Here is a 16,032-nt window from a genome sequence, read left to right as displayed (position 1 = left end):
GGAATTAGGTGCATTTCCCACTTGCTAAGTGCCTTTCAAGGATGCCGTGCGAAGTGGGCGGAGTCGGGCGAGGTCCCCAAAAATGAACGACGGCTTGGCTGGCCGACTGTTCTGACCCGCACGCCGAGCTCCCTCACAGGCTCGACGAGCCCCTGTCGTGTACGTCCATATTCCGTTGCACCAATCGCCATTGACGCGGCGCGCCCAGCTTGCCATGTAGACCGCCCGACATCCTAGGGTAGTCCATGCAAGTCGTTCGGTCCGTTCGCCTCTGGATGAAGGAGGGCAGTTCAGACAAACTCTATGAAGTCGATCTGGTCGATCTCGAACGAGCAGATGTCGACGCATGCTATCTCGTCAATTTTAGGTTTGGCCGTCGCGGCACGTCGTTAAGGGATGGAACGAAGACACCGTCGCCGGTCACCCGCTCGAACGCCGAAAAGCTGTTCGACAGTGTCGTGGTGTCCAAGATAAACGGCGGTTATCGCCGCATCGACGGCGACGCACCACCGCTGATGGTTCTCGACACCGGCGTCGCTGCCGACGGACGCGATACGGAGCTACTCAAGAAGCTCGCGATCGGTGCGCGTAGTGCATGGCCCGACAAGGAACGCGACCGCCTGTTCTGGCGCCTCGGCGTGATCCGGCTGGCCCCCGCCTATCCCCAACTCGCCGCCTTCGCCGAAAAGATCGGCGCGGCGAACGCAAGTTACAGCCTCGTGTATGCGCTGGCGCGCTGTGGCGGTGCGAACGCCGTCGATCTGCTGCGCAGCTGCGCCGACGTCAATGTCAGTTTCGTGACACGCGACTATGCGGCCTATGCCCTCGCCAGTGAACTGATGGGCGCGCGGCGACTGCCGCCACGCCTGTCGTTGCCGCGAACGACGGATGCTGCGGCGACACCCGACATTGAGATGGCGCTGACGAACGGCAACGGCGCGGGGCTGCTGCAGGCCCTGCTGGCGGCAAGCTCGGCACATCCGGGCTTCGCCAATCAGTTCCTCATTGCTCTTGCCCACCATGCGCTCGCCGACAGCGCCGCGCGCAAGACGCTGCTCGCGGCCGTGCACGCGATGAGTCCACGCCCGCCCTACGTGCAGGTGCTGCGGCGCCTGTTCAAATATGCCGATCTAACCGACGACGGTCCGCTGTTCGCCGCAACTGCGCGGCAGTTCGAGCTGGCGACGCCGATGTACCGTCGCGGCCGCGTCTACAACGACCGCGTCTGGGTGCCCGATTCGCGCCAGGCGCTGAAGCTCAGCGAGGAACTGCGGAGCGCGGCTCCGCGCATCGCACTGTCCGACCAGACCCTGCTCTACTTCAAGCGGCGCGCCTGGCGGATGCTGCGCAAGCGCGCCGAGCTCGGACAGGAAGCCTTCACGGCGATGGCGAGTGAGCTCCTGCTCGCCTTCACCGACGCCGACGGCATCAAGCCGGCGACGTGGACCGAGCACGTCCGCATCGACGGCCGCTTTCGTCCCACCCCTCATGCCACCGAGGCGCTAAGCCGGGTGTGGAGCATCAGCCACCTGCTGCATGCCGCGGCCGAGACCAGCCGCTTCAATGCCAACGCGCTCACTCATCGCCACGTCGGCGCGCGTGCGCCGGCGCAACGCGAGGAGGCGTTCCCCGCGCTATGGGATGCCCAGCCGCAGCGGCTGCTGCGCATCGCGACGTTGGCACGCAATCACGCGGCAGCGCGCTTCGCGGCGGAGGCACTGCGGCAGGGCCCGCCGCGCCCTGACACGATGGACGTGGCCGCGATCGGCGGCCTGCTAGCCTCACCCTATCCAGAGGTCACCGCGCTCGCGACCGACATCGCGCGGCGTCTGATCGATGCCGGGAAGGCCGAGGCGACATTGATCGCCGCGCTGCTCGAGGCGACCGCACAGGACATGCGCGACCTGGCCATCCGCGCCATCGACGACCGCGCCGACTGGCCGTGGGCCGCCCCCGCCCTTGCACGCACCGCGCTGACGAGCCCGCACGACCACGTGCAAGGCCGGACGCGCGGCTGGCTGCGCGACCGCGCCCCCTCGCGGGACCAACGCGCCCGCGCGACGGAAGCGTTCGCGGCCTGGCTTGCGCAGTTGCCGTCGGAACTTGACAATGTTCTGCGCGCCGGCCTTACGGCCGCCCTCGCGCTGCTGCCACAGCTATGGCCCGATCGCGACTGCCCGCTTCAACCGGAGGTGATCGAAAGCCTGACCGGCCATGCCAGCTCCGACGTCCAGGCGGCCAGCATCCAGCTCATCGCCGTGACGCCGACGCGGCCAGGCGATCTGCCGGCAGCGTTTTGGCAGGCAATCCTGCAGGCTGATGCGCCGGAAATCCGCGTTGCCTCGATGACCCTGCTGGCACGGCTCGACGACGCCACGCTCGCGCATCATCGCGACGGCATCAGTCTGGCGGCCACTGGCGCCCATGCCGGGCTGCGAGCGGCTGCTCGGCGTCTGATCGCGCGCCTCGCGGCGACCGACGAGGCTTTTGCCGTTCAGTTGCGCGACACGCTGATGGCCGGCTTCTTCCGCGCCGAACCGATCGAAGGCCATGCCGCCGACATGGTCACACTCTTCGTCGATGCCTTGCCGCAGGCAGCGGCTGCCATCGACGACGGCACGCTGTGGCGCCTGCTGCAGGCGCGCGCGGCTGGCGCCCGCATGCTGGGCGCAAAGTTGCTGGAGAGCCGCGACCCATCGCGCTTCTCGGTCCGCCAGCTCGCCCGCCTCGGCAATCATTCGTTCGCTGCCGTGCGCCGCTTCGCGCTTCATGCGTTTGCGGCCGACGAGGCCCGCTTCCGCTCCGACCCGCAGAATGCCGTCCTGCTGGTCGAGAGCGAGTGGGACGATGTACGAACGACCGCGGTGAACCGCCTCACCGCATGGCCCAGCGACGCGCTGCCGGCGGCGGCGCTGGCGGTGATGGCGGACTCGACCGTGCCGGCGGTGCAGGACGCCGCCCGCCTGCTGCTGCGGCGCAGCCTCACAGACGGCGATGTCGCCGAGGTGCTGGGGCGCGTTCTGGAGCACCCATCGGGCAGCTTCCATCTCTTCGTCACCGAGCTGATAACCGGCGATTCGCTGGCAGATGCAGCGACCTTCGCCAAGTTCCTCACCCAGGCCCGCATCATCCTGATGCAGATCAACCGTGGGCGCATCGCCAAGGACAGGGTCTTCACGGCACTGCGCAACGAGGCACTGGCACACAGGGACCGCGCTGCGGCGATTGCGCAATTGCTGCACGACATCACGCTCAGCATGACCCTGCGCGACAAGGCGCCAGCACTCATGATCCTGCGCGACATAGCCCATGCCTGGCCGGATATCACTCTGCCTGTCACCGTGGCCCGCGCCGGCCGCACGCCGTCGGGCGGTGGCTCGCAAAGCAACGGAAGCGCCGCATGAATTTCGCATATCGATTTCTCGGCAGCACCAGTGCCTCGTCCGACGCCGCCTCCTCGTCGTTCGCCTTCGCGCCGGATACGCTGCGCCAGCCGACCTTCTTCACCGGCAAGGTCGCGCGCCATCTCGCGTTCCGCGAGGCGATCTCGGCGCTGCATCATGTCGTCGTGTCCGACCTGCGCTTCAAGCCGCGCGACCGTACCGCCTACTTCGAGTGGCTGAAGCAGAACGAGGCCAACTTCCTCGCCGAGGCTACGGCGCAGTCTGCCGCGCTCAAGCCGCGCATCGCGGAATTGCAGGACCGCATCCGCGGCCTCGACCGCGAGCGCGATCGGCTCATGAAGCCGTTCTGGGCGGCGCGGCAGGCCTATTTCAACTACCTCTACAAGCAGAACCGCGACGCCTGGATCGTGCTCGATCCGGTGATCACCGTGCATCCGGACGAGATCTTCTTCGAGTGCTTCAGCCTCGACGAATCGAGCTACGGGCGGCTGTCGTGCGACCACGACGTGTTCGAGAACCTCGGCGAGATGGCGTTCGGCACCACCAACATCGACTACAGCCACGCCCTCTACGACGAATTCCAGAAGATCCGCTCCTATCGCGACACCACGCTCACCATCGATCCGTCCGGATTCGAGGTACAGACCGGCGACGACCTCGACTTCCGCGAGGAGAAGATCGACCTGCCGGACAGCTGGGTGCGCGGCTTCCTGCAGGTGTCGAGCGCCATGACCTTGCCTGCGCATGTGTTCGACCTGCATCCCGTGGACATGGCCAACATCCTCACCCGCCTCGCGCAGAGGAAGGAAAAGGCCGGCCCGCGCTCGCTGCGTTTCCTGCTCAAGCCGGATGCGCCCGTGGAGGTGATCATCGAGCCGTGGAACGACAGGCTCACCTTCCGCCGCTCGATCTATCGCGGCAAGTCCCCCGCCGAGATCCGCATCTGGGGCCGGCGGCGTCTTGCGATCCTCGGACGGGCGCTGCCGCTGGCGCGGTCGGTGCGGGTGCATTTGACCGGGACCGGCCTGCCATCGTTCTTCGTCGTCGACTTCGGCGGTCTGCGCTTCACGCTCGGCTTGTCTGGCTGGACCGCGAACGATTGGTCGTCCGCCGGGCAATTCGACCTGCTCGCGCCGCGCCACAGGGTCGACAACGACACCGCCCAACGCATTTTCGCAGCGCTCGGCAAGTCGCACGCGGCGACGGCCGCCGAGTTGGCGCAGCAGACCGGCGTCGACCAGACGCTCGTGCATGCGGCGCTCACGGCCTACACCCAGGCCGGACGCGTCATGTTCGATCTCGACAAGTCGCTCTACCGCCTCCGCGAGCTGGTGCGCGAGCCGCTATCGGCCGCCCAGCTGCGCTTCGCGAGCGCGCAGGAGGAGAAGGCCGATCGGCTGATCAACGCCAACCTCGTGACAATCGGCAGCATCGATCGCAACCAGGGCATTCGCGCCGTCAGCGGCAGCGTGCTCGACAACGCCCGCACCGAGCAGGTGAGCCTCGTCCTCGACGACGACGACCGTCTCGTCGAGGCGCGGTGCAGCTGTCATTTCTACGGCCACAACAAGATGATGCGCGGCCCTTGCGAGCACATGCTGGCGCTGCGCCGGATCTTCCATGCCCAAGTCGAGGGCGTCGCCCAGGACGGACGCGCCATCGCATGAGTGACATGAAAGCCGCCATCCGCCGACCCGGCTTGAACCGGAGACGACAATTCGCGTATCACTGCATTCGGAAGGGCGCAGGCTGGTCAGGACCTTGCAACCCGGGCGGCGCATCGCCGTCCTTGCACCATGACTATGCACGCGTCACTGGCCCGATCTTCACTGGGCCGGGGCAGTCCACCCATACGCAATCGCAGATTGGGTTCCTTGAACCCAATTGCGTATGGGTGGACGCCCCGGCGTCGAGTGGATCGATCCAGTTCTTGGATAAGACGAAGGCAATCCGGCCTGCGCCCTTTCCGATCTCCCTCAGCAAGACAGCCGCCGCCCTCTTGACCAGAGGGCCGGCCGCATGAACGAGACCGTTGCTCCCGGCACGCTGACGCGTCAGGAACTCTACGACCGCATCCGCCAGTCGTCGAAGGACGAGGTCATCCTCGAGGAGATGATCCGGCTCGGTTTCTGGCCCGACGGCGAAGACGCGCCTGCGCCGGCCGCGGACGTGATCCGCGCCCGTGCAGAAGCGATGCGCGAACTCACCGAACTGCAGCGCCAGAACGCCACGCTCGGCGATCCCGAGCGGGCGCTGAAGGAAATGCACAAGCGCCGCAAGGCCGAGGCGATGGCGCGGCGTCAGGAGACGAAGCGTCGCAACGCAGAGGCGCGACAAGGGCGGGCTTTTGCCTGGCACGAACGACGCAAGCGCGATGTGCTCTACCTCGGCGAGGACGTCTCGCGTGGCCTTCACACCCGCACGACCACCACGCCCTTGCACGACGGCCTGCCCCCGCTCGCCGACGCCAAGGCGCTGGCTGACGCGATGGGCGTAGCGCTGGGCGAGCTGCGCTTCCTCGCCTTCAACAGAAAGGTGGCGTCGGTCAATCACTATCAGCGCTTCACGATCCCTAAGAAGAGCGGCGGCGAGCGGTTGATCTCGGCGCCGATGCCACGCCTCAAGCGCGCGCAGTATTGGGTGCTCGACAACATCCTCGCGCGAATGCCACTCCATGATGCCGCGCACGGCTTTGCGCCGCAGCGCTCCATCCTTACCAATGCGCGCAACCATGTCGGCCGCGACGTGGTGATCAATCTCGATCTCAAGGATTTCTTCCCGACCCTGAATTACGCCCGCGTCAAGGGCCTGTTCGAGGCGCTGGGCTATGCTGAAGCGGTCGCGATTCCGCTCGCGCTGTTGTGCACCGAGCCGATGGTCGATGAAGTGACGCTCGACGGCGAGCGCCACTTCATCGCCGACGGCCCGCGGCTGCTGCCGCAGGGCGCGCCGACGAGCCCGGCGATCACCAACCTGATCTGCCGCAGGCTCGACCGACGCCTCACAGGGCTCGCCCGCACGCTCGGTTTCGTCTACAGCCGCTATGCCGACGATTTGACTTTCTCCGGCTCGGGCGAAGCGGTGAAAAAGATCGGCACCTTGCTCAAGGCAGTGCACAGCATTGTCGAGGCCGAAGGGTTCAAGGTCCATCCGGACAAGACGCGCGTGATGCGCAGGTCGACGCGCCAGGAGGTCACCGGCCTCACGGTCAACGAGGCCGTGGCCGTACCGCGCGACCTGCTGCGCCGTTACCGCGCCGTGCTGCAGCAGGTCGAGCGCCACGGGCCGGCGGGCAAGCACTTCGGCCCTGGCAAGGACGTGATCCGGTCGCTGCTCGGCTTCGGCCATTTCGCCATGATGGTCGATCCGGAGAGTGGCACGCCTTTGCTACAGCGAGCGCAGCGCCTTGCCGCACGGTACGCGCCCACCCGCTTGGCGCGGCGCCCGACCCGCGCCGCATTCCGCAAGGCCGCAGCCGCCGGCCAGACGCCACCCGGCCGGCAATGGAATCCCGCAGAGCGGCTGCCGCCACCGCCGGACCCGGTATTGGTTGCGCTGGCGCGGCAGGAGGAAAAGAAGCAGGCAGCACAAGCGCGCATCGCGGCGCCTAGCCCGTGGGGTGTGCCCAATGTTCCCCCACCGCCGCCGGGCGCGACGCGCGCTGCCGGCCCGCCAGCGGCTCCCGCGACGGCACCAAAAAAGAGGCCGCCGTGGTTCGTCACGGCGCTGGTGATCCTGCTGGCGTTGATGCTCGCGCTCGCAATCGTCCCTGGCGGCACCGTGATCGCCGGCGCAATGCTGTATTTCTACTTCAGCCGATGGTGGACGCGTTGAACCGCCGCCCCGTCTCGTGGCTGCGCCCACCTGCTGCCTTTAAAAACCCGACGGCCCCAGTTTGAGCGAGACACGGCGCGAGCGCCGAGAGCGCGCGAACGACGGGCGCCATGCGGAAGCTGTGAACGCTCTAGCGCTTTTGACCATCCGCCAAACCCAGTTCCTTTGTGATCCATCTTGTAAAGGTGCGGACCGAGCGCCGATGCTTGGTTTGCGGCGGACAGACGAGATAGTGCCCAACATAGGACGGATCGCTCGCGCGGCCGGCCAGGGGCGCCACCAATTTGCCGCTCGCAAGTTCACGCTCGGCCAGCCGTGTCGATTCCAGCGTCACGCCGAGACCATCGACGGCCGCGGCAATTGCCATGAAGCTGCGATCGAACCGAAACCCGCCAGGGCTCGGCGCCGAAAGGCCGTTTGTCGCGAACCAGGCATTCCAGCGAACCCGCTTCTGCTCGCTTTCGATCAGCGAGAGCTTTAGCAGATCGGCCGGTTCGCGAATGGCGCCGGCAAGCGAGGGGGCGCACAAGGGACGCACGATTTCCTCGCCGAGCGGCAAGACAGCCATGCCTTCCTGGCGCGGGGGTCCATAGCAAATGTCGAGGTCGAACTCGTCATTGCGAAAATGGGGATAGTCGGTTCCTGCCGCCAACCTCACTTCCAGCTCGGGATGCTTTTCGATCAGGCCACGCAGCCGGGGCATCAGCCATTGCGCCGCCAGGCTCGGCGCACAATGAATCCGCAAGAGATTGGATGAGCGTGCGCTGGCAACCTCAAGCCCATTCCTCAGTTCGTCAAAGGCGCCGGACACGCGCCGCAACAGCTCTTCGCCAGCCTGATTGACCAGCATTCGACGTCCGTCACGTTCGAACAGCGTCGTCCCGATCTGTCCTTCGAAGTCCCGGATCGCGTGGCTGACCGCGCTCGGCGTCAGCCCGAGTTCGCTCGCAGCCGCGCGGAACGATCCGCTGCGCGCGGCCGCCTCGAAAACCCGAAGAGAGCGAAGGGGGAGCGGAGCCATGCGACAGGTGAACACAATTCACCTGTTAGTGCAAATTTCGCGTATTTTCGTGGTCTCTGGCCTCAACCATATTCCCCGCCAATCGAAACAAAACTTCTCGGAGGGAATATGCTTTTGGCCGGCAAAACCGCGATCATTTCCGGAGCAGCCGGTGCGCGCGGCATCGGCTTCGCCACCGCAAAGACGTTCGCTGCCCAGGGCGCGCGCGTCGCGATCCTCGATCTCGATGGCGCCGGCGCGGCCAGAGCGGCCAGCGAACTCGGCAAGGAGCATCTCGGCCTCGCCTGCAACGTCACGGACAAGGCCGACTGTGAACGCGCGGTGGCCGACGTGCTCAAGGCCTTCGGCCAGGTCGACATTCTCATCAACAATGCCGGCGTCACCCAGCCCGTGAAGGTCTGGGATATCACCGCTCAGGACTGGGACCGCATCCAGGACGTCAATCTGCGCGGCGTGCTCTATCTTTCGCAGGCGCTCATGCCCCACATGCGCGCGCGGAAGACCGGCTCGATCGCCTGCATGTCCTCGGTCTCCGCGCAACGCGGCGGCGGCATTCTCGGCGGCGCGCACTATTCGGCCGCCAAGGCCGGCGTGCTTGGCCTCGCCAAGGCCATGGCCCGGGAACTCGGCCCCGACAACATCCGCGTCAATTGCGTCACGCCCGGCCTGATCGTCACCGACATCAACATCGGCAAGATCGCGCCTGAAAAGGAGAAGGAGATTCTCGCCGGCATCCCGCTCGCCCGCCTCGGCCGACCGCAGGACGTCGCCAACATCTTCCTGTTTCTGGCTTCCGAACTGGCGGCCTACACGACCGGGGCCGTGATCGACGTGAACGGCGGAATGCACATTCACTGACGACGCGGAGGGGACGAGCCATGTCCGGAGCCAACTTGCGAACCAATGAGCCGACGCTTGCGGAACGCGCATATCGCGTCCGCCGCAATGCGCTTCGAATGGGTGAAGTTCAGGGACAGGGCTACATCGCCCAGGCCCTCGACATCGCCGACGTGCTGGCCGTCGCCTACTTCCATGCGATGCGCTACCGCCCGGAAGAGCCGACCTGGGAGGGGCGCGACCGCTTCCTGCTGTCGAACGGACACTATGCCATCGCGCTCTATGCCGCGTTGATCGAGGCTGGAATCATTCCCGAGGCGGAGCTTGAGAGCTACGGGTTCGACGATAGCCGGCTTCCGATGTCCGGAATGGCCTCCTACACGCCGGGCATGGAGATGTCGGGAGGATCGCTGGGGCTTGGCCTGAGCATCGCCGTCGGCATGTGCCTCGGCTTGAAGCGCAAAGGCTCCGAAAGCCGTGTGTACACGCTGTTCTCCGATGGCGAGCTCGACGAAGGCTCGAAATGGGAAGCAATGATGTCGGCGGCGCATTACGGGCTCGACAACCTCATTGCGATCGTCGACGTCAACAACCAGCAGGCCGATGGGCCCTCCACGCAGATGATGGGTTTTGAGCCGCTCGCGGAAAAAGTGCGGGCGTTCGGCTGGTTCGTGCAGCGCATCGACGGCAATGACCTCGATGCCGTGGTTGCCGCGTTCGATGCCGCCAAGAAGCATGAGGGCGCGAAGCCGCGCATGATCATTGCGGACACTCTCATGGGCAAGGGCGTGCCGTTTCTGGAGGCCCGCGAGCGCAATCATTTCATGCGCGTGGATCAGCACGAGTGGCAGCTGGCGCTGCAGGCTCTCGATGAAGGGAGGCGCGCGTGAAGGCGACCACTGGGACCGCGACCATGCCATCCAAGCCTCGCCTCACGACCTCGGCCATGATCGCCTCGATCGCCGCCGAAGGGCAGCGGACAAAGCCGGCGCCGTTCGGCAATGCACTCGTCGAGCTCGCACGCACACGACACGACATCGTCGGCATGACCGCCGACCTCGGCAAGTATACCGACCTCCACGTATTCGCGAAGGAATTCCCGGACCGCTACTATCAGATGGGCATGGCCGAGCAGCTCCTGTTCGGCGCTGCATCGGGCATCGCGGCCGAAGGATTTACGCCGTTCGTCACGACCTACGCCGTCTTTGCGGCTCGCCGCGCCTACGACTTCATCCACCAGACGATCGCGGAGGAGGACCGCAACGTCAAGATTGCATGCGCCCTGCCCGGCCTCACGTCGGGATACGGACCAAGCCATCAGGCGGCGGAAGATCTCGCGCTGTTCCGCGCCATGCCGAACATGACGGTGATCGATCCGTGCGACGCGCACGAGATCGAGCAGGTCGTGCCGGCGATGGCGAGCCACCAGGGTCCGGTCTACATGCGACTGTTGCGCGGACAGGTGCCGCTCGTGCTCGACGAGTACGGTTACAAGTTCGAGCTTGGCAAGGCCAAGTTGCTGCGCGACGGCGCGGACGTGCTCTTCGTCTCCTCGGGTCTGCTGACGATGCGCGCGTTGGAGGCTGCCAAGCGTCTCGAGGCCGACAAGATCCAGGCCGCGGTACTGCATGTGCCGACCATCAAGCCGCTCGATACCGAAACGATCGTGGAGGCATGCCGCAAGGCCGGACGCCTCGTCGTCGTCGCCGAAAACCACACCGTGATCGGGGGGCTGGGTGAAGCGGTGGCGAGTGCGCTGATGCGTGCGCGCGTCCATCCCGCATTCCAGCAGATTGGCTTGCCCGACGAGTTCCTCGCCGCCGGAGCGCTGCCGACATTGCACGATCGCTACGGCATCTCGACGGAAGCGATATGCGCTGCCGTCAAAAGTTGGCGGTGAACCAGCCGCCTTCACAAAACCGACACCAACAAAAAATCCAAGGGAGAATGAAATGACCAAGCAATCCAAGACGGGCCTGAGCCGACGCGTCGTGCTGGCGGCAGGTGCATCGATCCCGCTCGTAGCCATCCTCTCGCGACGCGGCGATGCGGCCGAATTCACCCTCAAATTCGCGACCGGACAGGACCCGTCGCATCCCGTCAACAAGCGGGCACGTGAAGCGATCGACCGCATCAAGGAAGCGACCGGCGGGCGTGTCGAGATCAATCTGTTCCCGGCCAACCAGCTCGGCTCCGACACCGACCTTCTCGGCCAGATCCGCAATGGCGCGGTCGACTATCTGAACATCGGCTCCTCGGTGCTCGCAACGCTCGTCCCGGGCGTCGGCATCGTGAATACCGGCTTTGCCTTCTCCTCCTACGACGAGGTCTGGAAGGCAATGGACGGCGATCTCGGAAAATTCGTCAAGGCCGAGGTCGAGAACGTCGGTGTCCTTCAGGTCTGCAAGTCATGGGACAACGGATTCCGGCAGCTCACCTCGTCGACCCGCGAGATCAAGACGCCGGACGATCTGAAGGGCTTCAAGATGCGCGTTCCGGCGGCGCCCATCCTCACCGGTCTGTTCCAGGCCCTCGGTGCCGGGCCGACGCCGATCAACTTCAATGAGGTCTATTCCGCCTTGCAGACGAAGGTCGTCGAAGGACAGGAGAATCCGCTGGCGATCATCGCGACCGCGAAGCTCTACGAGGTGCAGAAATATTGCAGCCTCACCAGCCACGTCTGGGACGCCTACCTCATCCTCGGCAACCGTCGCTCCTTCCAGCGCTTGCCGGCCGATGCTCAGGAGATCGTCACGCGCGAATTGAACAAGGCGGCGGACGCCGAGCGTGCGGACATTGCTGCACTCTCGAAATCGCTGCGCGACGAGCTTGCGGGCAAGGGCTTGCAGTTCGTCGAGGTCGACAAGGCTGCCTTCCGCGCATCCCTCGCCAAGACCAGCTTCTACAAGGACTGGCGTCAGAAGTTCGGCGACAAGGGCTGGACCCTGCTCGAACAGGCCGTGGGTCAACTCGGATGAGCGCCGAGACGCTGTCGGGAGAGATGGCTGCGCCCGTATCGGGCCTGGCCGCTCCGTTCGATCGGGCGCTCGCGCTCCTTACCGAGCCCCTGGCGGCCATCGTGGTCGTGGCCGAGATTCTCGTCCTGCTCACCGGCGTGATTGCGCGCTTCGTGTTCAATCATCCGCTGACCTGGTCGGACGAGCTCGCCTCGATCATGTTCCTGTGGCTCGCCATGCTGGGCGCGGCCATCGCACAGCGGCGCGGTCAGCACATGCGCATGACCGCACTCGTCGGGATGTTCTCGGGATGGCTGCGCGGCTTGCTCGAGGCCACGGGAGCCGCTGCGCCCGCGTTGTTTCTGCTGCTTGTTCTTCACCCGGCGTACAATTTCGCTGAGGATCAGACCTTCGTTCATACTCCGGCCCTCGGTCTCAACGACGTCGTTCGTGCCGCCGCTTTGCCGGTCGGTTTCGTGCTCATGCTGGCGGCCAGCCTTGTTCGCTGTGCCGATCGCGGTTGGCGCGACCTCGTGCTTGCCATCGCGGTGATCGCGGCGCTGGCCGGCCTGCTCTATGCGCTTGGCCCCTGGATGCGGGGGATCGGCAACTGGAATCTCGTCATCTTCTTCGCCGTCCTGCTCGGACTAGGCGTGCTTGCCGGCGTGCCGATTGCGTTTTGCTTCGGGCTGTCCACCGTCTCCTATCTCATGCTGACCACGACGACGCCGCTCGAGGTGATTCCGGGTCGCATCGACGAGGGCGTCAGCTCGCTGATCCTGCTGGCCGTGCCTCTGTTCATCCTGCTCGGCTATCTGATCGTCATGACGCGCATGTCGACCGCCATGGTCAACTTTCTCGCGGCGCTCGTCGGTCATGTCGAGGGCGGTCTGGCTTACGTCCTGTTGGGCGCCATGTTGCTTGTCTCGGGCATTTCCGGCGCCAAGACGGCTGATATGGCGGCCGTCGCGCCGGTGCTGTTTCCGGACATGAAGAAGCGAGGCATCCACGAGGGGGAGCTGGTGTCATTGCTCGCGGCCTCGGGCGCCATGGCGGAAACGATCCCGCCGTCGATCGTGCTCATCATCATCGGCTCCGTGACCGGCGTCTCGATCGCGGCGCTGTTCACCGGCGGCATCCTGCCGGGCGTCGTGCTTGCGCTGGCGCTGGCCATCATTGCGCGTCGCCGCATGGCGGAGGGATCCGGCGCCGAGCGCGGCGTGACGACGATGCGTGAAATCGGCCGGACATTCGTGATCGCCGTACCGGCCTTGCTGCTGCCGGTCATCATTCGTGTTGCCGTCATGGAAGGCGTGGCCACCGCCACCGAGGTCGCCACGATCGGTATCGCATATGCGATCGTCATCGGCATTCTCGTCTACCGCTCGTTCAACTGGCGCGAGCTCTATCCCGCGCTCGTCGGTACGGCGGCACTGGCAGGCACGATCCTGTTCATCATCGGCGCTGCGACCTGCATGTCCTGGGCGCTGACGCAATCGAACTTCTCGCATGCTCTGGCGGCGGTCCTCGCGCAGGCTCCCGGCGGCAAGTACGGCTTCCTGATCGGCTCCATCGTTCTGTTCATCGTGCTCGGCAGCGTCTTGGAAGGTATCCCGGCCATGGTGTTGTTCGGCCCGTTGCTGTTTCCGGTCGCCAAGCAGCTCGGCGTGCACGAGGTGCACTATGCGATGGTCGTCATCCTGGCCATGGGCATCGGCCTCTTCGCTCCGCCCTTCGGGCTCGGCTACTACGCCGCCTGCTCGATCGGTCGGGTCGATCCGAACGCGGGCTTGAAGCGGATCTGGAGCTATCTCGCCGCGCTGGTTGTCGGATTGCTCGTCGTGGCCTTCGTTCCCTGGATTTCTACCGGTTTTCTCCCGTGATGCGCCGGATGCGCGTCTGACAGTTGCGGCCGCGGCAGGAGCCGCGCCGCAGGAAAATGGTGCCTTGCATATGTCGGCTGATGCCTCCGCGACCTTCGCCCCTGCACGTCCCGTCGGCAAAATGGACGAACGTCTCGCCCATGCGATTCGCTTTCTCGCCGTCGATGCCATCCTGAAGGCCGGCGAGGGTCATCAGGGCGTTCCGCTCGGCATGGCGGAGATCGCCACCGCACTGTTCACGCGCCACCTGAAGTTCAATCCGAAGGATCCGCTTTGGCCGGATCGCGACCGCTTCGTGGTCTCGAACGGCCATGGATCGATGCTTCTTTACGCTTTGCTGCACCTCACCGGCTACGAGAAGATTTCTCTGTCGCAAGTACAATCCTTCCGCGAACTCGGTTCGCACTGTGCCGGACATCCCGAATATGATCCTGCGGCCGGCATCGAGACGACGACGGGGCCGCTTGGTCAAGGCATCGCCAACGCTCTCGGCATGGCCATCGCCGAGGCTCGGTTGCGGGCGCGTTTCGGCGCCAAAATCGTCGATCACATGACATACGCGTTCGTCGGTGACGGATGCCTGCAGGAGGGCGTGGGTCAGGAGGTCATTTCGCTGGCCGGACATTTGCGTCTCGGCCATCTCGTCTTTGTCTGGGACAGCAACGAGATCACAGACGACGGCGCGACCTCCCTCAGCATCTCCGAGAACGTGGCCGAACGTTTTCGGGTTGCCGGCTGGCATGTCCTGGAGGTCGACGGGCACGATATCGAGGCCGTTAGCGACGCGCTTGCGGACGTACGAAAGGACGATCGTCCGTCGCTGATTGCCTGCCGTACCACGATCGCCAAAGGCATCCGGCGGCTCGAGGGGCAGCGAGGCGGGCACAGCGGCAAACTGATTGACTCCGATCGCGACGAGATGGCGGGCACGCTGAGCTGGCCCGCGACACCCTTCGCCATTCCAAACGAGGTAGCCGCAACCTGGCTCGACGCAGGCACTCGCTCGCAGGCTGAATACGACGCTTGGCGGCGGCGCGCCGCGACCTTGGACGGCGCGGATCGAGCGTCCTTCGAACGCACCATTGCCGGGCATCTTCCCGAAGGATGGCGCGACGTGACGTCCACTTACAAGGCGCGTTCGATCGTGGAGCGAAAACCGGCCTACTCAATCGAGACGTCGGGCGAGGTCGCGAGTGCGCTCTACGACGTCATACCCGATATCATGACGTGCTGCGCCGATCTGGAGGCGCCGACGAACCACAAGCGCCAGCTCGCAGCCTTCACAGCCGGCGACAACCGCGGCCGTTATGTCCACTGCGGCGTGCGCGAACACGCCATGGGTGCACTTGCCAACGGCATGGCCGCCCATGGCGGCATCATTCCGCTGGCCGTGACCTATCTTGCGTTCGCCGACTACGAACGTCCGGCCATGCGGATGGCGGCGCTCATGGGCCTGCCGGTCAAATTCATCTTCAGCCACGACTCGATCGGGATCGGCAAGAATGGCCCGACCCATCAGCCGGTCGAGATTCTTGCCTCGCTGCGGGCAATGCCGAACATGCTGGTCTTCCGGCCGGCCGATGCAGCCGAGATGGCGGAATGTTGGGAGATCATGCTCGAGCACGCCACGGGACCCGTCTCGCTCGTCTGTGCCCGGCAAATGCTGCCGCAGCAGAGATCCGATGCAAGTCGTGAAAACTCCTCGCGACGCGGGGCATACGTCCTTGCTGAAGCCGAGGGGACCCGCCGCGTTACGCTGCTCGCAACGGGTTCAGAAGTGGCCTTGGCCATCGAGGCGCGAGCGATCCTGCAGGCCAAGGGTATTCCGACGGCGGTCGTATCCATGCCGTGCTGGGAGCTATTCGAACTCCAGGATGAGGGCTATCGCGCCTCCGTCCTGGGCGCCGGCACTGCCCGGGTGGGAGTTGAGGCCGCGATGAAATTCGGTTGGGAGCGCTGGCTCGGCGACGACGGCGCCTTCGTCGGCATGACCGGTTTCGGCGCGTCCGGCCCGGCCGACGCACTCTACCGACACTTCAACATCACGGCTGATGCGATCGTTACGGCTGCATTGGCCCTCCTCTAGCTCGACCGCG

The 16,032-nt window shown here is 65.4% G+C and carries 10 protein-coding genes; 9 read left to right on the top strand and 1 reads right to left on the bottom strand.

Annotated elements, in window-relative coordinates; translation table 11 throughout:
• Nucleotides 1-515 precede the first annotated feature (515 nt).
• The 3 genes from KUF59_RS19595 (at nt 516) to KUF59_RS19585 (ending at nt 7,238) form a co-directional block, all read left to right on the top strand.
• Nucleotides 516-3,404, top strand: a complete 2,889-nt coding sequence (locus KUF59_RS19595; RefSeq protein ID WP_249140499.1) for a hypothetical protein — start codon at nt 516-518, stop codon at nt 3,402-3,404.
• Nucleotides 3,401-5,071: an SWIM zinc finger family protein gene (locus KUF59_RS19590; protein WP_212459966.1), complete on the top strand. Its 1,671-nt coding sequence runs from the start codon at nt 3,401-3,403 to the stop codon at nt 5,069-5,071. Before KUF59_RS19595 ends, KUF59_RS19590 begins: the two co-directional genes overlap by 4 nt.
• A 352-nt stretch (nt 5,072-5,423) precedes the next feature.
• Nucleotides 5,424-7,238 (top strand): reverse transcriptase family protein, encoded by a 1,815-nt coding sequence (locus tag KUF59_RS19585; RefSeq protein WP_212459967.1) that lies wholly within the window; start codon nt 5,424-5,426, stop codon nt 7,236-7,238.
• Between the two features lie 130 nt (nt 7,239-7,368).
• On the opposite strand, the gene KUF59_RS19580 is transcribed toward KUF59_RS19585, so the two are convergent.
• Nucleotides 7,369-8,259 carry a LysR substrate-binding domain-containing protein gene (locus tag KUF59_RS19580; protein WP_212459968.1) on the bottom strand — a complete coding sequence of 297 codons (891 nt, stop codon included), beginning with the start codon at nt 8,257-8,259 and terminating at the stop codon, nt 7,369-7,371.
• Between the two features lie 108 nt (nt 8,260-8,367).
• Between KUF59_RS19580 and KUF59_RS19575 the strand changes: the two genes are divergently transcribed.
• The 6 genes from KUF59_RS19575 (at nt 8,368) to tkt (ending at nt 16,022) form a co-directional block, all read left to right on the top strand.
• Entirely contained in the window at nt 8,368-9,117 is a 750-nt protein-coding gene (locus tag KUF59_RS19575; protein WP_212459969.1) for an SDR family NAD(P)-dependent oxidoreductase, read from the top strand.
• A gap of 20 nt (nt 9,118-9,137) precedes the next feature.
• The gene (locus KUF59_RS19570; protein WP_212459970.1) at nt 9,138-9,986 is read left to right on the top strand and encodes a transketolase; all 849 of its coding nucleotides are present in this window, start codon (nt 9,138-9,140) and stop codon (nt 9,984-9,986) included.
• A gap of 23 nt (nt 9,987-10,009) precedes the next feature.
• Nucleotides 10,010-10,996, top strand: a complete 987-nt coding sequence (locus tag KUF59_RS19565) for a transketolase family protein (protein WP_212460212.1) — start codon at nt 10,010-10,012, stop codon at nt 10,994-10,996.
• A 52-nt stretch (nt 10,997-11,048) separates the two neighbouring features.
• Nucleotides 11,049-12,074 carry a TRAP transporter substrate-binding protein gene (locus KUF59_RS19560; protein ID WP_212459971.1) on the top strand — a complete coding sequence of 342 codons (1,026 nt, stop codon included), beginning with the start codon at nt 11,049-11,051 and terminating at the stop codon, nt 12,072-12,074.
• Nucleotides 12,071-13,936 (top strand): TRAP transporter large permease, encoded by a 1,866-nt coding sequence (locus KUF59_RS19555; RefSeq protein WP_212459972.1) that lies wholly within the window; start codon nt 12,071-12,073, stop codon nt 13,934-13,936. Before KUF59_RS19560 ends, KUF59_RS19555 begins: the two co-directional genes overlap by 4 nt.
• A 70-nt stretch (nt 13,937-14,006) precedes the next feature.
• Nucleotides 14,007-16,022, top strand: coding sequence for a transketolase (gene tkt / locus KUF59_RS19550; protein WP_258770025.1), 2,016 nt, complete (start codon nt 14,007-14,009; stop codon nt 16,020-16,022).
• Nucleotides 16,023-16,032: the final 10 nt, after the last annotated feature.

Origin of the sequence: Bradyrhizobium arachidis (genome assembly GCF_024758505.1) — a bacterium.
Lineage (GTDB): Bacteria > Pseudomonadota > Alphaproteobacteria > Rhizobiales > Xanthobacteraceae > Bradyrhizobium > Bradyrhizobium manausense_C.
This window is presented reverse-complemented; position numbering and strand designations above follow the sequence as displayed.